Annotated in this window: 16 protein-coding genes; 12 read left to right on the top strand and 4 right to left on the bottom strand. The window is 43.8% G+C overall.

Annotated elements, in window-relative coordinates:
* The first annotated feature begins 56 nt into the window (after positions 1–56).
* Positions 57–1067: a hypothetical protein gene (locus AB6E52_RS06350; protein ID WP_372128019.1), complete on the top strand. Its 1011-nt coding sequence runs from the start codon at positions 57–59 to the stop codon at positions 1065–1067.
* Here the strand turns inward: AB6E52_RS06350 and AB6E52_RS06345 are convergent.
* The 3 genes from AB6E52_RS06345 to AB6E52_RS06335 all read right to left on the bottom strand — a co-directional run bounded on the left by AB6E52_RS06345 (position 1064) and on the right by AB6E52_RS06335 (position 2930).
* Positions 1064–1864, bottom strand: a complete 801-nt coding sequence (locus AB6E52_RS06345; protein ID WP_372189948.1) for a replicative DNA helicase — start codon at positions 1862–1864, stop codon at positions 1064–1066. The two genes, AB6E52_RS06350 and AB6E52_RS06345, sit on opposite strands and share 4 nt — an antisense overlap.
* Positions 1865–1869: 5 nt before the next feature.
* Positions 1870–2493 carry a hypothetical protein gene (locus AB6E52_RS06340; RefSeq protein ID WP_372134448.1) on the bottom strand — a complete coding sequence of 208 codons (624 nt, stop codon included), beginning with the start codon at positions 2491–2493 and terminating at the stop codon, positions 1870–1872.
* Between the two features lie 158 nt (positions 2494–2651).
* Positions 2652–2930 (bottom strand): hypothetical protein, encoded by a 279-nt coding sequence (locus AB6E52_RS06335; protein WP_372082499.1) that lies wholly within the window; start codon positions 2928–2930, stop codon positions 2652–2654.
* 424 nt (positions 2931–3354) lie between these two features.
* Here AB6E52_RS06335 and AB6E52_RS06330 point away from each other — a divergent pair, with 424 nt between their 5' ends.
* From AB6E52_RS06330 to AB6E52_RS06280, 11 genes are all read left to right on the top strand, one after another.
* Positions 3355–3513 carry a hypothetical protein gene (locus AB6E52_RS06330; RefSeq protein WP_154723766.1) on the top strand — a complete coding sequence of 53 codons (159 nt, stop codon included), beginning with the start codon at positions 3355–3357 and terminating at the stop codon, positions 3511–3513.
* Between the two features lie 36 nt (positions 3514–3549).
* Positions 3550–3870 carry a hypothetical protein gene (locus AB6E52_RS06325; protein WP_081230265.1) on the top strand — a complete coding sequence of 107 codons (321 nt, stop codon included), beginning with the start codon at positions 3550–3552 and terminating at the stop codon, positions 3868–3870.
* Positions 3871–4020: 150 nt separating this feature from the next.
* A complete protein-coding gene (locus AB6E52_RS06320; RefSeq protein ID WP_146493234.1) occupies positions 4021–4500 on the top strand; it encodes a lytic transglycosylase domain-containing protein in 480 nt (159 codons plus the stop codon).
* Between the two features lie 113 nt (positions 4501–4613).
* The gene (locus AB6E52_RS06315; RefSeq protein WP_102305739.1) at positions 4614–4973 is read left to right on the top strand and encodes a hypothetical protein; all 360 of its coding nucleotides are present in this window, start codon (positions 4614–4616) and stop codon (positions 4971–4973) included.
* 114 nt (positions 4974–5087) lie between these two features.
* Entirely contained in the window at positions 5088–7040 is a 1953-nt protein-coding gene (locus tag AB6E52_RS06310; RefSeq protein WP_372128017.1) for a helicase-related protein, read from the top strand.
* 76 nt (positions 7041–7116) lie between these two features.
* Complete coding sequence (locus AB6E52_RS06305) at positions 7117–7818, top strand: hypothetical protein (RefSeq protein ID WP_102305741.1); 702 nt, start codon at positions 7117–7119, stop codon at positions 7816–7818.
* A 243-nt stretch (positions 7819–8061) separates the two neighbouring features.
* Positions 8062–8829, top strand: coding sequence for a hypothetical protein (locus AB6E52_RS06300; protein ID WP_081230270.1), 768 nt, complete (start codon positions 8062–8064; stop codon positions 8827–8829).
* A complete protein-coding gene (locus AB6E52_RS06295; protein WP_086714968.1) occupies positions 8826–9527 on the top strand; it encodes a TraV family lipoprotein in 702 nt (233 codons plus the stop codon). The genes AB6E52_RS06300 and AB6E52_RS06295 overlap by 4 nt, the downstream gene beginning before the upstream one ends.
* 13 nt (positions 9528–9540) lie before the next feature.
* On the top strand, positions 9541–12198 hold the full coding sequence (locus AB6E52_RS06290; protein WP_102561031.1) for a TraC family protein: 2658 nt from the start codon (positions 9541–9543) through the stop codon (positions 12196–12198).
* Between the two features lie 575 nt (positions 12199–12773).
* The gene (locus AB6E52_RS06285; RefSeq protein ID WP_081230274.1) at positions 12774–13268 is read left to right on the top strand and encodes a hypothetical protein; all 495 of its coding nucleotides are present in this window, start codon (positions 12774–12776) and stop codon (positions 13266–13268) included.
* A 572-nt stretch (positions 13269–13840) separates the two neighbouring features.
* Positions 13841–18034: a hypothetical protein gene (locus AB6E52_RS06280; RefSeq protein WP_372134449.1), complete on the top strand. Its 4194-nt coding sequence runs from the start codon at positions 13841–13843 to the stop codon at positions 18032–18034.
* A gap of 74 nt (positions 18035–18108) precedes the next feature.
* Here AB6E52_RS06280 and tnpC read toward each other — a convergent pair.
* Positions 18109–19251, bottom strand: a 1143-nt coding sequence (tnpC, locus tag AB6E52_RS06275) for an IS66 family transposase (RefSeq protein ID WP_372189946.1), incomplete at its 5' end; no start/stop codon positions are given.

The raw sequence follows: 19251 nt of genomic DNA, 5'->3' as shown, positions 1-19251 counted from the left end.
GAAAACCATAATGAGTTTACCCACCCCAGTTATGAAAAAATGTATGGAGCGTTACTATGGACCCGATCAGTAGAATGAATTCCCTCATTACAGAAAGCTTTAATTCTGTAAAAGAATCGCAATCAGAAGTGCTTGAAACATTGGCCACTACAACAAGGAAGGTGTTCAAAGAAATTACTCAAACAACACCGAATTGGAGGCAGAAGCTTTCAGAAATTGCCAATGATGCAACTTGCGCCAATTATGTTGGCCACGTTGTCTCTAACAGACACACTCCAGCAGAGCTACTTCAGTCACAGGCAACTGACGACTTTGTTCTTAACGAATTACAAGTGACAGCGTTCGTGGTTTACGAAATGGTGGAACGAGGTTGCCCTGAGCCGACTCAGCTCAAAGATCTGAATACTGCTATCCAGAACGTAACGCTGAAGTCATTAAACAGTTTCCGCAAGTTACTACGCCGCCATAACTATGATATCGACTATCTTTCAGATCGTGTACAAGAGGCTGCCTTGGAAACGATTCGTGCTGCACGCTGCTATAAGCATACGGGTATAGCGAGCTTTGATACTTACGCGAGCGCTCGCGTTAAGACCGTTGTATCAAGAAAAGAGCTCCACCATACACTGATGGTGAAAGTATCAGACCGGGACATTTCAGGCGCTTATTCAAAAGCAATTGAAATTAATTCCGAGAAAACCAACAACAAGCTGACCCCAGATTCCAGTGCATCATCGTACTTACCCAAACCATTGTATGACTTTGAGCAAGGTTCGAACGACAATCGATATGGGGTAACTAGTGGATGTAGCGACAATGTGGTGTCGGATTTGACGCATCTTAAGTTGAGACAGCACTTGATTGCCCAGTTAAAGACCCTCAATGCGAACGAGAAAATTGTGATCATGAATGAGATGGGATTAGTAGCCGGTACATTGAATCGAAACGACTTGGTTGAATCTCTCGGTTTCTCCTCGTCTCGATATACCCAAGTTAAGACAAGCGCCTTACAAAAGCTAGGCGCACATAAGTCACTTTCTAAGTCATGGGAACGTGCGCTTGCTTAGTTGATGAACTCAATTCCACTCCCATTGGGACTGTTGTTTGGCAGAGTATCGTTAGTTTCGGTATTCTGCTTTTTGTTGTCGGTCCTTTGGTATTGATCAGCAATAGGTGACGCAGCTGGTGGTGCGCTTTGCGTGTAATTGAAGGAATCTTTAATTTGAGCGTATTTTCCAATGAAGGTTGTTTTTGCAGAGCCTATAGCTGATTTACGAGCTTTGCTAATAATCAAATGAGCGACACCAGGTTCATTTTGAGGATCATACATTTCCGGTCGATAAATAAAGCAGATGATATCCGCATCTTGCTCTAGCGAACCTGACTCTCGTAAGTCGGAATTCACTGGGCGTTTATCAGCACGCTTCTCGATATCGCGAGACAATTGGGATAGTGCTACAACAGGTACTTGTAACTCTTTCCCCAACGCTTTGAGCTGTCGTGATATTTCTGAGACTTCTAAATTTCTATTATCAGTTTTGTATTTTTCACTGGTTAGTAACTGAATGTAGTCCACACCAATACCAGAAATCTTTCCATTATGCTGCCGATAAAAGCGACGTGCGCGACGACACAACTCCTCGACGGTCATTGAACCGTCATCCATCTCAATATTGTAATCACCGGATCTACCTAGCGCAGATGAACAATCAGCCCATTGAGTATCACTCATGCTGGCGTTTCGAATATTACTCAGTGGTACGCTTGCCAAGTTAGATAGCAAATTCTCTCCAATCGATTCTGAGCTCATTTCAAGGGAGAAAAATAAGAATGGTGCATCGTTTTGATAACTTGAGTTTTTGATAACGTTCAGGAGTAAGGTGGTTTTGCCATGAGATGGACGGCCTGCAAGATGATGAAATCTGCAGGTCGGAATCCACCAAGTGCTTCAAAGCATGCAAAGCCCGACTTAAATGCATTAAATTCCCCTTTGCTTCTGCGCTCCATGTTGTCCAGCGTTGCAGCAAAGGCATCTTTCAATGAAATTGGGCCTTGCTCATTGTCCTTTTCCACTTCGTCATAAGACTCAACAACAGAATGCATCGAACCTATGATTTCATCGGTCGTCTTGTTTGACGAACATTGTGTTAATAGCTTTTGAAGCTCCACCTGAAGTGTTCGTTTGTTGTTAGTGTCGTTGATTTGCGAAACATAGTCAGAAAGAGCATTTATGTTTGCTGGTTGCGCTAGTGACTCCATGGCAACTGTAGTAATCGCGTCGACTCCCTCTTGCCCATACTCAGCGTATACACGCGCTTTAATCGTGTTTAAATCGATTGATTGTTTATCTTCGTGCAATTGGAAGCAGGTATCGATGAGAACCCGTGTCGCTGTATCACTGACAACGTTAGTTTCTAGGTCGAGTTCGTCAATAACGCCATCGTGGGAGAGGATGAGGTTAATCACTGGGTGGTATAAATTAAACTTTAACATGGTAATGCCCATCGGATACTAGGACATAGTTGATACAACTTTTGAGAGTGAATTTAGAGAATTGAGTGGGGGAGGTGGTAGGGAAACCCAAAAAGTTAACAACGGAGTGGGTTCAATCGCAACAATCAAACGATTGGATTTTTGGGTTTCCCAAATTACTAAAGCGAGGCGTCGATGCCTCCCTCATAATCAAAATCGACGGACTCTGTTGGAGAGCTAATCAATGCGTCGATGATGTTATTGCGTCGTGTCGTGTGGTATTTGCCTGACGGAAGTTTTTGCATAAATCCATCGGTGACCTGGTTGATGTCCAACGAGTAGCCCAGCTTCGAAATCTCGCCATGAAGTTTAAACATCACGTTATCCGATATGTAGTGATAAGCGGTACTGCGCGAGATGTTGGCGTAGGTTCGATAGAGCTCTTCACATGGTTCCATTTTGAACTCATCTTCCAAAAGACTTGAGCTGCATTGAGAAAATAACAAGTTTACTCGTGCATATAAGTAATCGGTGCGGCTGGGTGTGAGCATATACACGGCCAAACACGCGAAGGCGACAATTAAGCACGCAGCGGTTCTGACAGGGACACACTTTGTATTCATTTCCATAACGTTTCCAGTTCCATTCATCAAGACAACCAGTACGAGAAATATGGCATAGACACTGACGTAGAAATGTAATTAGTGGGACGATTTTATCTGTTTACCTCATTTGAAGACGATCCCTCATCATGTGATTGGGATCGAGTGCCATTGTCAAATAAGAAGCTTAAATGGCTTCGCTAATTCGTAAACCCAAGTGATTAGACGTGTATAACTGACAGTCAGAGTCTAAATCCTCTTAGAGTTGCCGGGGTAGTTAATGAAAAAGATGGTTGTATTGTTGAGTTTGATGACGGTCGCTTCGGTTGCACTCGCTGATAATTCAAACAGTGAAACGACGCTAAAGCTCCCTGCGAATTCAGTCGCATGCTATGGAACAGTTGCAGGAATGTGTGATTTCCTGACTACGAAATCGTAGAACTTAAACCAGTAGCAGCGTAACAAGGAGATAATAATGACAAACCTTCTTTTAATCATTTCAGTTGTGATAGCGACATTGGTACTCCAAAAGACGATTGCTTATTTGCGAAACGCTAAGGAAAAAAGTAATAAGGAAAAAGCATTAAAGCTATTGAAAGCCAACGGTTACGAGCCTGAATTGTACCTCGCGACTATCGGAACGGACGATCCTCAACTGAGAGATGCTTTAGACCAGTTCGCATTCACTGGTCATGTAATCAAAAATCGTCACGGAGACATAATCGGGGGGGTAGTTCCTAAAGCAAAACCTGGTTTAACTAAGCCTAGCTTGAAGCTAGTTGTTTCAAATGACTAGTGAAAGACAGAACGTTGTCGGGTACTTCCCTCATCAAAAACTTCCGCTCAACGAGTGAAGATTAAAGATGAAGAGAAAAGGTGTATCACCACAGGAACATACTTAGTCAATACTGACTTTCAATCATTGGCCACGAAAAGGAGAATCACCGTGTTTTTCTTGCCAGATATCCATGACACAAAATTAGATACTGTTGCTTTATCAAACGCGAGTAGATGCAGCATTGTTGCTGAAGTCGCAGGAGAGAAGTATGTCCCGAGAGACTTTCTTAACTTACTTGTGGTTGGCGAGGGGGGCAAAATCGGCAGTAAAGTAAAAAATACTAACGATTCCTATGACTTGGGTCCCGCTCAGGTGAATACAATCCATTCCAAATACATCTTACGAAACTACCCTAATAAGTCTTGGGTAGATGTTGCCACTGACCCTGTTCTCAATATCCGTATCAGTGCAGATATATTCAAAGGATGCCTTACCTACGCTAAGGGTCATGTTTGGGAAGCCGTCGGTTGCTATAACTCAAAGACAGTCAACATCAAGACCAATTATCTAATCAGAACAATGAAAACTTGGGATTACATTCTGAAACGACCATCATTGAACTGCTCGGAGTATTGGTATCAGGATTAGAGCTAACTTCGACTCCCCAAATATCAAATAGCAGCTCAAATTCCCCTCGCTATTTAGCAAAATCGACTTCTACCACAAGTAATATGGGGTTCTCATGTTTATAGGAATTCATTATGTCGATACGTATAAATCGAAAGACACTGACCCTATGTGGCGTACTCGTACTGTCTGGTGTTCTGGTTCTAAAGTTCTCTTCTGTTTTCTTCGATGATTCTCATGCCTATGTTGGCCAGTGGAGCTCTGTATCGTCAGACGGCGCTGCAGAATTCAACGTCGGAGCTGACTACATTGAGGCGTTTGGGAAACGATTACCCGTTGACGTGATTGTTAATGATGACGGCTCTGTTTTGGCTCAGTCTCCAAACCAAAACTTTAGAATAACCAAAACCACCAGCGGTGTTGAGTTAACTGTTACACGTAGGTACATCGAAGAACCGGTCGAGAAGGTTTATGAGCTGACTCTAAAGCAGTAAGCGTTCGTAAAGACGTTCTAAATCAACTTCATATTACTGAGAGCCCTCGTAACTAAATGATAGTGCTCAGACGTGTATAACTACTGCATTATTGAATCAGAATGAAACGCGAGAATGCTGGATATAAAGTACATCAAAGACACATTTAAAGTTCCTGTTTGGCAAGTGTTGTTGCGGTTACCTGAAGCGTATCTGGACACGAGACAAGTGGTGTCTGACTTTTCCTATCTTACGGACAGTGACTGTGTGGTTATTCAAGGGACAGTGACTTCTATTTCTGAATCATACAATCGAACGACTGTCATTAATGGCAGCATTGTTGACTCCCGAAACGTCGCTCAACGTTTTTCTCATTTTGCCAAATTAGACAGTGAATACGGCCAACAATTGGCAAGTCGACTTAATGATCGAGGTTATTACTTGTGCAAAGTGAAACAAGTCGGAACCGCGCTGTTTATCAACCACCCGCAGCCATTGAATGAAAAATTCATTGGTAAAATCACTCCGGTCTATAAAGTCAAAAGTAAGCAACTCAAAGGGTTGAAGTATGCTGAGTTTTTGGAGCAGCATATTGATGAACTGATCCCATTGACGGCAAGAAAGATACGAGAAGAATTAGCGAAATTAAATCTAAGCAACGGGAAAATTAGACGGTTGTTAGAAGCGCACTCGCTGTGTTTAGAAGACGTTTTGAGATTTGTGCATTTCCCAAATTCATTGGAAGAAAGTGAACAATGCAACGCTATACTACAAAGAATAGCAGCTACTTTGTTGTTCTCAGAAGTGGAAGGCGAACCAAATTTAACTCACCCATTTCAGCTCGACAAAGACGATACCTATTTCAATGATGTCGTCCCGTTTCAACTGACGGATGAACAATTGGATGCCGTGAGCGGTATCAAAGCCGCGATTAACAACAGAGCCCCACGAAGTGTCTTATTCGGGGATGTGGGGACGGGGAAAACCGTCATTGGCGCGATACTGACACGTCATGTTGTTGATGCTGGTGGTTGTGTCGTCATTATGGTTCCCAACCTAATATTAGGAGCCCAAATCTATAAAGAGATCGACAACTGCTGGCCAGATATTGGCATCGAGTTTTTATTGTCTGAGAGTGAGCATGACAACTTCGTAGGTAAAGGCTATCGATGCATCAACGAGATGACAGAAGACACCCGTGTCGTGATTGGTACGACGGCTTTGCTCCATCATCACAACAATATGCCTATCGACCTACTGTGGATCGACGAAGAGCAAAAAATGGGGCTTGAACAAAAAGAATCCACATTAATAACTCATGGCCGGACACATCTGTTGTTGTCGAGTGCGACGTGCATTCCTAGAACGCAAGCGATGATGAGTTTTGGCATGCTGCCGTACTTCAAATTAACCAAGTACCACACACCTAGAGAAGTGATCACTACCCGTTACGAGCATACCCAAATCGATGAGGTTATCTGTCGAGTTGAAGAACGCATCAATCGTGGTGACAAGGTGTTAATCATTAGCACCATGAAAGGTGAATCCAAAGCTCAAGCTGTTTCACACAGAGCCAGTGCTGAACAACTCTTTGATGACTGGAAAGCGATGTATGGTGACATCGTTAAATTGTCCCATGGTGGGTTGTCTAAACAAGACAATGAGACTGCCATAAATGCAATGAAGTCGGGTGAGGGGAAAATATTGATTGCGACCACATTGATTGAGGTTGGGATCACAATACCAAAACTGAACTATGTCGTTGTGCTGAACCCTGAAAATCTTGGTGTGGTTACGCTGCACCAGATCCGAGGTCGCGTAGCGCGGGAAGGAGGTATCGGGCATTGTGACCTACTGCCTACTACCCAACTCAAAACGCCATCCATAGACCGACTGGATTTGTTGGTCAATCACTCTGATGGGTTCAGTTTGGCAGAGGCTGACTTGCAATTACGGGGTATGGGGGACTTAAAGAATGGCAACAATCAGTCAGGAACGTCGAAATGCATTTTGGTCGACCAACAATTATCGCTTGGTCTGCTAACCGATACCTTAGAAAGACTGACAGGAAAGGGATCAGAAACCTAAACGAATTAATTTCTGAAACTGACATCACGCTCAATAAATGACAGTCAGGCATGAGCAATTTACGGAGAGCACCATTATGCTAATTAAATACAAAAATTATTCTGATCTGGATGATTCTACTTTAGAGCATATGGATAAATTGAAGTACTCTGATTTATTCCATCAATTGAAAATTCAATTTGAAACAATGTGCGGATCTACTTACAGTTTCGGGGATATTTTCAATACACAAATTAATCAAACTGAGATTGTAGAACATAACTGGATGGTTTCAATACCAATTCAAAACCAACTATTCACTCTTGATAGTGTAAGAGAGTCGATACCGGAAAGCGAGAAAGGGATTAATGTACGTTGTTTTCTTGACCCGAATCTCTATGAGCTCATTTTCTTTGTCGACCCTAGAAACCCAAAAGAATTGATCGGGTTTTGCAGCTTAAGTAAGTTTGAACATAACGATGATGGGTACTATTCGATTAGAGTCGTTTTGGAAATGGTCTACGTTAAGCCCAAGTATAGAAATGGCATTCGAGGTCAGATAATGGCCTATGAAACGGGTCGCTTGATATCTAGGCAAAAAGTGTTTGATGAATTTAACAACGAATATCGATATGTGGACGTCGAAGTTGCTGGTCAAGGAACTAACGCAGGAGGTCGAGCATGTTTAGAGCGGTTTTACCTCGGAATCAATTTCCACCTCGGCGGCATAAGTATTGAAGATAAAGATGGTTGTGACATTGAAATACCATCTAACGTTATTTTGTGCGATGAATATTAGCGATTTGTTCTTGCTTTAATACAAGCTCTAAAGGCGGAGTTAAACAACACTATACCTTGCGATAGTTAGTTGTGGGAAAGTGAACTTCATCCCCTGATTATCGTTAATTTAAATACCTTTTCTGATGTAACACTTCACCTCTGTCACCAATAAAATTCAATTAAGCCGTGAAATAAGGCTCACTAATTTAAATTATGCAGATCTAAGTTTGGCAAACTCTTGGTACTAACTAGGAGTGTTGCTATGAAATGGTCAAACAAAATTCAAGGTATGTTGGGCTTAGGGTTGCTTGCCAGCCTTCAAGTCGCAGCTGAACCCCCAACGCAAGATTTCCTCAATGCCGACATCAATGTGGTTTCAAGTTATGAAATTGAAACCGACAAGCTAATTATGATGGAGCTGGATACCGGTGAAATGTTACTGGCCACCGGTGATGGAAAATTTCTTATCAAGGGCGGTTCATTATTCTCAACCGTTCACACCAAATTCGTAAACTCCCCACAAGAGCTTTACGCGGCATCCCATGTCGACTTGAAGAAAATGAAAATCAACCCAGAAGAAGATTTTGCGGGGTTTAACTTAAACCCATTAGCCAAAGTTTTTGGTGGGACCCTCTTTATTGCACCAACGGGTTGTAAGCATTGCGGTGACTTCGTAGAGATCCTTGAGAAGCAGCACCCTGATAAAAGATTCCGCATAGCAATCGTGCCTGTCTTCGATGATAAGGAGTATGAAAATACGTTGTTAGCCCAATGTTCCGATGATCCGGACAAAGCGCTGCACGCCTTATATGAAGGCACTTGGTCTGAAGCTAAATACCCCCGCCCACCAAATAGCCAGTGTAAAGAAGCCATTACCAAAGTGAATTCAACTTACGCGTCTCTACAGATAATGAGTCCGGGCCGTGTTGGGCTTCCTGCATTTTTCAACAACAAAACATCTTCCATTATCGGGCTGCCAACGAGTAAGGCTCAACTCACGTCCATTATCGTAGAAGGAATCGACCTATGATTAAACAATCCATATTTATCTCATTTGCGCTGCTTACTTTAGCCGGTTGTTCTGTCGTAGGCGAAGAAGAGGGCGTGTGTCCAGGCGCGAAAAGTGGTGTAGCGTGTGCGTCCGTCCGAGAAGTTTATGAGCTAACCAATGTCTATAACAATGCTGAAGACTATGCGAAGGCGACAGGTGACGAACGTGTCATGGTCACAGACGAAGATGGCGAAACCATCACAGGGAAAGAATACAAAGAAAAATACGGAACGGACATTGAGGCTGACTCAGCATCAGTGAATGAAACCCAACAACACGCAAACTTTTCTCAAGCTCCAGCGTTAGCTTCACCCGAAGCGGCATATCAGCATTTACTTCTTCCGGCTCCAGAACCCCTAGCCATGCGAAAGCCTGCCGATATTGTTCGTACATTGGTGCGTCCATATACAGACAAAGAAACCTTACAGATCCCTGGTTATGGATTCATCGAAGCAACACAGCGAACTTGGGTCGTCGATAGAAGCGCTAAGACCAATGATTCTCAATACGTCAACTTCCATGTCAGAAAGGAAAGCCAAGAGCAAAACTACGATGTGAATGATGATGGTCAGATTGGCGTCGAGTCACGCAATGCAAGACCGGCTATCAGCGACTCTGAGTTAAGAGAGAATGCGAGAAGTAATGCGAACTCGCTAATCGATCAACTGCGTCAATAAGGGGGCATATATCATGGGTGCGATTTCACGATTTTTTAAGCAATTCGAAAACTCCAAATTTGGCGATCTTCTCCCTGTCTTGGACTACAACCGAAAGCACAAATATTTCGAGCTCGAAGACAGTTACATTGGCTTAATGTACAAGATTGAAACGGTGCCAGCCGTTAACGATGAGTTACAGGAGCTATTAGAACAAATCTATAAGGCCGATTGGCCGGAAGACACGTTTATTCAGGTCTTGTTTTGGGCGAATGATAATTTAAGCCCTTTCACCAATAGCTTTTCTATGTACCACGGAGGTCGACAAACAGGTGAGGCAAACGACAGACTGAATTCGATTTCAAAGGGGCTGATTAACCACTTCCAGCAATCATCACAATCAGGGTTTGGTGATAGCGACTGTCGAGCTCGCATGTTTGATTGTTACTTCGTAGTGAAGGTTCCAATCAAAGGCAACTTTGGCGTGCCTACCAAAAAGGAACTTAAACACTTCAATAATCTACGTACTGATACAGAAGAGTCATTGAACAAGGTCGGCTTGTTCTGTACCCCGATGGATCAGTGGGGCTGGCTACACTTCATGCAAAGGCTCATGAACAGAAAGGACTCGTCAACTTGGCGCAAAGGAGACGTTAATAAAAACGAAGCCTACATGCCCCGAGATCAAGTTCAGGAGCAGGGCGGTAAAATCGAGTTTACCGATTCGAAGGTCATCATTGATGAGCGGCCTATATCGATGCTTACTCCCAAAGAATACCCAAAAACACTGGGCTTTGGTGACATGCTGAATGTCTTTAGTGATTGGCGATATGGGCATTCTACAGCATGGTCGAACTTCATGATTGTATTGAATGTCCATTACCCTAACTCTAAAAAAGAAGAGGGTAAGATTAAGCGTCGCCGTAAATACATGACAATGCAGGCAAACAACAAATTAGTAAATTGGAATGATACTGTTCGTTGGCAGCGAGCTGACTTTGATGAAGCTTTTACCAAAATTGAGCAAAAGAAGTCGAAGATGGTGAATGCGTATCTTCAGTTTATGATTTTTGGTGATGATGAGGAGCATTTAGAGACGGAGATTGCACGCTTCAAGAAAGTAGCTTCAACCCCTGCAGGATTCGAATTGGAAGAAGACAAGTACATGACTCCACCTATGTTCCTGCATTCATTACCTTTCGCACCAGACCCTGTGACTCGCAAAAGATTAGACCGCTATAACTTAGTACCGTCTGATGTCTGCGCGTTCATGAGCCCGATAATTTCCAGTTCATCTGGCAACTCACCAAGTAAACCTGTGATCCCCTTTGTAACCAGAGACATGTCGATGTTTGGGTTCAATCCTTTTGAAACCGATGGCTCAATGAACGGTATCGTTGTCGCGGAGTCGGGCTCGGGCAAGTCGGTTCTCGTCCAATACATTGTGACGTGCATATTGGGGTCAGGCAAGATGCCAAGCCAGCATCTATGGAACATGATGAATTTACCCAAGTCAGAAATCGATAAGCTGATGAAGACCGCTCAACATATTGCTGAAGCCAAGCGCGATGGTGGTATGGCAATGATTATCGATGTGGGTCGAAGCTACTACCGTTTGTGTGAAGCGTTGAATGGTCAATTTATCAGTTTCGGTCAAGATATGAAGTTCTCACTCAACCCTTTCCCGTCCATTGTTGAGTTCAGTGGTAAGGAAGGGCAGGCTGGTATGATTTTGGAAATGCTGTCGGTGATGGCAGAGCCCAATGGTACGCTCACGACGTTGCAGAAGCGTGGTATGACGACCATTTTGAAATTGATGTGGGATAAGCATGGTCGCGACTCAAGTGTCACGATCTTCGCTGATATGTGTTCTGCGAGCTCTCGTAAAGAGCTGAAAGACATTGGTGAACAGTTAAAACCATTCCGTGAAGGCGAAATGTTTGGCGATATGTTTACGGTCAATAAGCCGCCCCCGACGCTGGACAACCCATTCATTGTCTGTGAATTAGAAGAGCTGAAGTCGCAACCGGAATTGCAGGTAATTGCCTTAATGCAGATCATCAACCTGTGTTACCAACATTTCTTCTTGGGTGATGCTCAAGCCGGTTCTCAGCGTCGTTCGAAAGCCTTCATTGTGGATGAGTGTTGGGAGTTCCTTCAAGAAAAGCAAGGGTCCACAGGTGCTAACCCAGTATCATCGTTCCTTGAGAGTGCCTTTAGGCGTTTTAGGAAGGTGGATGCTAGTGCTTGGATTATCACCCAATTGTTGAGTGACTTGTATGGTTCATCTGTAGGTAAAGCCATAGCCGCCAACTGTGTATATCGTTGCTTCCTGTATCAGAAATCAGACACGATTAATCAAGTTAAAAATGACAAGCTGGTGGCATTGTCAGACCAAGAATTCGAAATTCTCAAATCGATTAGGACCCGTAAAAATAGGTACTCAGAAATCTTCTTCCAAATTGGTGATGACATCAAAGAGGTTGTGCGTTTTTACGCGCCTCCTGCAATGCTGCTGATGTACTCCACGGACCCGAAAGACAAAATGGAATTAGCGGCTCTGATGGAGCGGGGGTACACCCAAGACCAAGCCATCGATAAAATTTTAGAGACGCGTCGGGTCGAGTCATTTGCGACTGACATGGATGACTTGGAAAATGAAGACGAAGAACAAGTCGAAAACGCCGCATAACAATGTCCTTTCTTTGAAAGAAAATAAGTTATGCAAATGATCTCCCAAATAGGCAAGCAGGCTCCAAAACCTGCTTGTCAATTTAAAGTCCAAATTACCTTCCTTGTTTGAAAAACTTATTTCTACCGCTCCTTACAATGAAAATCACACCCCAACAATGGTCACTATGCAATGAAAATTCTAACTATGGTTTTAAGCACTTTGGTCTTCATGAGTTCAGCTATGGCTAACACCAGTGACGACATAATCAGTCGTTACAAAGAAGCGTGTGGAACGGAGTGTGGGGACACCATCGCCTATTTGTCACGCTATGCTTCCGCCCAATGTAACATTCCTTATGATTCAGTCGTAGAAACGTCTGTGGAGCTTACTGGGCTTCAATTTGTGGCGATCTCCATTGCAGTCCAACACCCACTTGCTCACTCATTGCAAAATTATGCTTTGAAGAGTCTTGATTGTTCGGACTTACATAAGTGGTCTAAGTCCATCGAAGACTACTCGTTCGTGCTAGAGGCAAACAACGGACTCCAAGGCTCCAATGTCTCAAGCAGCAATTAGAATGAGTGAGGTTATGGATGTTGAGTACTAACCAATGTAATGAAAAATCAGGCAACAACGTGAAGGTGACATGGCTTCTGGTGTGTGGACTTGTGGCCTTAATCACTATTGTTACCGTGATGATGTGGACAACGAGAGCGAATCGATTCAGTGATTACACGATGATGGAAAAATCATCACGCGAGTATATTTTAAACCTGTATGCAATGGACAACTCAACACTAGATTCAAAGGCGATTCAGTGGCCTGATTTTGCTGTCGCTCATGGTGGGGTGCAGTCAGTGAATTTGGTAACAAAAGTTTGTAAGTCTGAGGCGTCAAATGCCACCTGCTTTTTTGCGTATCAAACTTCCTTTAAAGACCAAAGCCATACCATGACATATGGAGTCAGGGCGACAAATGATGAAAGTGAACCGCTGAATATTGAATTGCTCAATGCAACTGGGGGGCGGTTGTTGCTTTCCATGCCAGATCCCTTTGTGAATAGTCCTGTGGTGGAGGTATTGGAATGAAGACGCTAAATTTTCTTGTTGGATACATCTCTCTTCAATTGGGGATAATTGTCTTTTTGACAAACCCATTGAATAGCATGTCACTCACAATAATTTGCTTTTTACTGGTGGCGGTATGCTACTGTCTTGTCTCCCCGTTTATCAAATGTCGTCTACAAGAACTCAAGCATTTTGATAAATTTGTCTTTGAGATTTATCAGTCAAATCGACGTCATCCATTGTCTGAAAAGTTTGGAACGGAAATATCTAAACACCTGTCTAAAAATGCACAATCTTCTTCTGATAAAAAGAAAGACATCGGCGCATATGTAGCCACGGACTTATACTTGTCCTTATTCACGTTCGGTATCGCGGTCGCGCCAGGTTTATTAATCCATATATTTTTACCATAAGTCTTCATTCTCATTCAGCCCCTTCATAGTCGTGAAGGGGTAATAATCCAAATCCCTCCTTTACAATGAATGCCGCGAGAAAAACTTTAATCTTCAAAAATAGGCTTGTTAATTTCAAAAATTGCTCTCGACCTTATTTAACCTATCCCAATGAAATTGCGTTTGGAGTTGAAGAGCACTATGAACAAGTTAATCAAAATTCTTATTAGTTGTTCACTAACAGTTATAGGGACTGCTGCTGTTGCGAAATCAGTGTACATCATCGGTTCCATAACGAGTGTGCCGCCAAAAGTAGAGTTTACTTACCCTGATGAAATCTATCGTGGCGTGAAAGAGTATTCAGCCTTAGCTAAAGAAGCCGCAGCATCTGGTTGTAGATTAGAAACAGTGCGAGAAGAAGCGTATACGTCTGACAGTAGCAATCTAAAGTGTTTCTTCGAATGGACAGGTGATACCGACCCGAGCTGGAATGCGAATGGATTAGCGCTCGATGGTCGACCTACCGCAGCTGCAGGAGAGCACTATCGTTCATATCGAATTTCCTACTTCAACGGAATTGAAAAAGAACGCATTACGCTGATTGAAGACAGTGTTGCATACACCATTCTTGAGCCTGTCCCACCCGTTATTGTCAATGTCACTACTGAAACCACATCAGCACAATATGAAGGGTTGAATTTCATTACCCACGATAAGAGCGAAAAACTTCGCAAAATTACCGTTGTGGTTGAACCGCGTCCATTTGATCAGGTTGTGGCCCTAACCCAGTTTGGTGAATCGTGTGAAGTGGATGAAGGTCAAGATTCATGCACTGTGGCCATATCTGCCTTCCATTTATCTGACGATGATTCACTGACTGGCCAACTAACGACGGCTTTAAAAGTGTCTGACAAATATGACGTCGTATCTGCACCGAATAATCAATTACAGTACGCATGGGATTACAGACCACCTGTTATTGAGCAGTACGCAGTAAAAGCGGTTGGAGATACCACGAGCAACGACATTACCCTTGATGTTGATGGGGAAACGGTGGTTGTACAAAATAACGAGGCTGTAGTTGTTCTAAGTTCCCCTCACAGTGCCGATACGGGCAACACATGGTGGTTGCCCTCAAAGGTGAGTTTGAGCTTTGAAAAGCATACTGACCATGTTGGCGTGTCAGAATTTGTTACTTTAGAAGGGCGGGATATTGGTGACTTATTTAAAAATGAGTATGTATCGTATACCGATAAAACAGTCGACAGTTTTGGGATACCAGAGCAAATCGGCACTAAGTTTGTCTATCGTATTCCACTGAGTGCCGTGGTCGATGGATTTTATCAAGGGGGTATAAAAGCGTTAGACAGATTTGCAAACAAAGGTGACATAGAGGTTACCGCGATGCAATTAGACCGTCTGCCACCTGAAATCCGCCTTTACAACAATGACACACTGTTTAGTACTGGTGATGAAATCAACTTCATGGAGCACATGATTTTCACGGTGCAAGATGAAACCAGTATTGAAAATGAAATAACCGACATTCTTCTTGATGGAGTACCCGTTGAGCATATCGGTGAGTTCAAGATGGCTCGTGCGATCAAGATGGCGTCTCCATGGGATTCAAACACCGTACACAAAGTCATCGTCAGAGGTAAGGATGGGAACAATAACGTTGTCCAAAGAGAATATTCAATATCATTTCTTCCTTTAGACTTCGAGTACGACAACATAAGTGATCGTAAAGTCGCCTTAGTGCAAAACCAAGACATTACATTTGCTCAAACTAAAGGTCGAGCATGTAGGATGTTCAAGTCAGAACATGAAGCGGTTCAAGGTGTTAAAAACCCAACTCAGATGACCTGTTCTGTAAACTGGACGATTATCCCTCAAGGCTTAGAAGAGGCGTGGGATACCGCAAGCCCTGAATTGATCGGTGTGTTTGAAAACACTGGTCCCGCGACAGTAGAAGCCGAAATTTATATCCATGACTCTGAAGGGCGTAAAAACCTAATTAAAGTTGATGATACAAGTTTAATTGTTCATACCCCAGAGGCACCGGAGATCATATTCGACGATGACGGAATGTTTGAAGATGGCATTTATGCTGTAGAAATGGGGCAATCAAGAATCGGGAGATACCGTGTTAAATCTGCAGCGTCTCCTTTGTATATCACTCTCCTTAAGAATGGTGAAACCTTAGAAAGCCAATACATTAAACAATCGAACCGTTATACCGAACATACCATTACTAAAGTGATCACAGATAGAAATAGTGCTAACCATCGTGCGTTGTGGCAAATGGACGATTACTCAGTAAAAGTTCATTACGCCCGTTTACCCGAGCAAGTGATTGAGAGTGGTGTAAAGACATACGCAGTGCCATCAACAAGAGCAAGATTAAAGGTTGAGCAAACTTCTCGTGAAACCTCTACCGTTGACACGTTCAAGGTTAAATCTAAATTTGGTCTTTACAGTAGCTTCTATCGAGATCTGGTGTACAAGTCTGAAGAGCTGGGTGATTGGTCTGTGCGTATAGCTGTCATGGATAAAGAAAAGAACCTGCATGGCCTTACCGACTGGCAAGATATGAACGAATCAGGTGTGAATGACTTTGATGTAAACTTCTCATCAGATGACATCGGTGACCTCCGATTCTATGCACAAGCGAAGCTAAAATCGCCAAATGAAAACTATGTTTCAATGGTTCGCTCTCAACGCGGGACATTGAAAATCATGAAAGGAACGGCAATCGAAGGCGAACTGCGTACACTGCGCATAACGGGTTCTGTACCGATGAATGCCGCTATTCAATATCAACATCTTACCCGTGATGACAAAGACGCCTCTGGTGAAGTGTCATGGTACATCTCGGAAGACAATGGCAGTACGTGGAATCTATATGGAGAACCTGGTAAGCGCTTTTCTTTCAGTACCGCAGTAGAAGGTATTTGGTTAGTGAAAGGTCATGTTCCAAATCGTTTCACAGGGGAGATAGCAGAAACGGACGTCGTACAAATCATGGCGTACCGAGTACCACAAACGGAACTAGTTGGGGCAGCAAACCTGATCACCGGTATGACAAGAACGTACACTCTTCTTGATCAAGGTGAAGAGGCGGATGCCGGTAATATGCTTATTAAATGGTCTATTGATGGTGGAGTCACGTTCACTGAAGGCGGTAGTACACTCGAATACACTGCAACAGGTGAAGGTAGCAACAAGATTATCGCAAAAGCGGCGTATCTTGGTTATGAAACCGATGAACACAGCTGGGCAACAGAATACCGCTCAGTACGTTCTCAGCGAGCGAAACCTGTTCGAGTAAGAGTGAAAGGGGATACTGATGTTGAAACCACCGATACGTTAACTTTGGTTGGAGATGTCGATACACCGTATTCCAATATGGACTCCGAACTTGAAATTGAATGGGTAAGACCAGACGGAACCATTGTTGATTCGAATGTTGTGGACTTTACTCCAACGAATGATGATTTGGACCGAGCTGACTTTCATACATTCACACTGCGTGCGTGGGTTAAAGATGCCAAGGCGTTAACGTATGCGGAATTCGATCATAAGGTTCGTGTATGGGAGTATCAGTTCCCACAATTCGACGTGGCGTATAAACAGCGTGTGCTCGTTGCACCTTCAGTGATTGAGATCTGGTTACGACGTCCAATTGGTGCGAATTTACGCGAGTACTATTTGTATGAGTGGAACGGACAAGGCCGACTGGAGTTGACGAAAGATTATGGACATCGAGCACGATTTACCGCAAAACAACCGGGTATATACCCAATTTCGGTTACGGTAGAAGATGATCGCGGTAACTACGACACCTTTACTGAATATGTGGAGGTATTGGAACCTGAGCCGATCACTGTGGATTTAACTGCACGGTATAGTAACAGTTATCAACGTTCGCCACTTGATGTTAATGTCCGTCCGACAATTCGAGGTGGTCACCCATCAGACCGAGTGGCAGACTATCAATGGTATGTCGATGGTGAGTTACAACCTGAGTTAGAGAAGTCATCAGCAAATATTGAGAACCTATTAACGGGTGACCATGAATTGAAATTGAAAATTCTCACTAACTACGGTCAAGAAGCGGAAGCGATCATTCCAATTGAAGTGGTGCCAAACCAACCACCGACGTGCTCTATCGATTACCGTATGTACTCGAAGACCGCCCGTATCGAAGCAAAATGTAAAGACTTAGATGGTAAAATGGTCAAATACGATTGGACAGTTGGTGATAACGAGCGTCGCAATATCGGTAAACGGATTTCAGAGTTAAGACAACCGGGCGAATCAGAGTTAGTGACGGTTGTTGGTTATGATGATTCTGGGGATACCGCCACAGCGCAAATGGTCGTGCGTTGGTAAGACTATGACCTCGATATAAGAACGTCCTTGTGTCGTTATTGGGTAAACGCCCCATGAACCCACGGGGCGACTTGTCAGTGTTTGAAGTTCCAAGGCAGGAGTGCGTCGATATCAGGCTCAGCTTTCGCCAGCTCTTTCATGCACTTGACCATGTAGTCGTAGAGGATAAGACCGTTGGCTTTCGCGGTCTCGATGATGCTGTAAAGCATCGCGCTCGCCTCAGCACCATTTGGTGTGTTAGAGAACAGCCAGTTCTTCCTGCCAATGACCAGTGGTTTAATTGCGCGTTCAGCGCGATTATTATCAATAGATAAGTGACCATCGTCGATATAACGAATAAGCTTTGACCACTGCCCAAGCGTATATTTTATCGCTTTGCCTAGTGGGCTAGAGCCAATCACCTTCTGGGTCGTCATCCATTGGTAAAGCTCATCCAGTATCGGCTTGGCAAGCGCTTGACGCTCTGCTTTTCGCTCTTGGGCAGGCGCACCTTTTAAGCGTGATTCTATCCCGTAGAGTTTTTGGATTTTAGCCAGCGCCTTATCAGCCTTGCCTGATTTACCTTTCCCTTGAAGCTTCTTCGCATCCATGAACTTGCGACGAGCATGCGCTAAGCACCCTACATTGGTGACGTGATGCAGACCATCATAAGCCGCGTAGCCATCGGTTTGTAGATAACCGTTGTAGTCACCTAAAAAGTCCACGGGACACGCCCTCGCGCGACTGTTTTGATAGTCGTACAAGGCAATATTTTTCACATTCGGCAGTGCCGATTCGGGTGAGTCAGCGCCTGAGCAGTAGAGCCACATATAACACTTCTTCTCTTCTTTGAGCACATTGAGCGGCGTTTCATCCGCCTGAACCACCACTTGTTGAAGCAGGTTCTCCTTCAAGGCCGCATACAGCGGGGCGAACTTCTCACTGACTTGGATAACCCACCTTGCCATGGTGGTGCGTGATAGCTCGATACCCGACTGGGTAAACAGCGATTCTTGGCGATAAAGTGGCATCGCGTATTGGTATTTGCCAAGAATGATGTTGGTCAGCAAGCTTTCTGTGGCGAAGCTTTTAGGGATGAGACTCTGAGGGGATGGCTTCTGAACGATACGGCTGCTGTCACCTGTTTTCTCGCACTGGCGGCAAGCGTACTTAGGACGAACATATTCCAACACTTTGAGTACCGCTGGCGTGAACTCTAGCTTCTCGCTGCGGTCTTC

The sequence above is a fragment of the Vibrio sp. 10N.247.311.13 genome (assembly GCF_041467595.1).
GTDB classification, from domain to species: domain Bacteria; phylum Pseudomonadota; class Gammaproteobacteria; order Enterobacterales; family Vibrionaceae; genus Vibrio; species Vibrio crassostreae_C.
The sequence above is the reverse complement of the archived record's forward strand: the minus strand, read 5'-3'. Positions and strand labels throughout refer to the sequence as shown.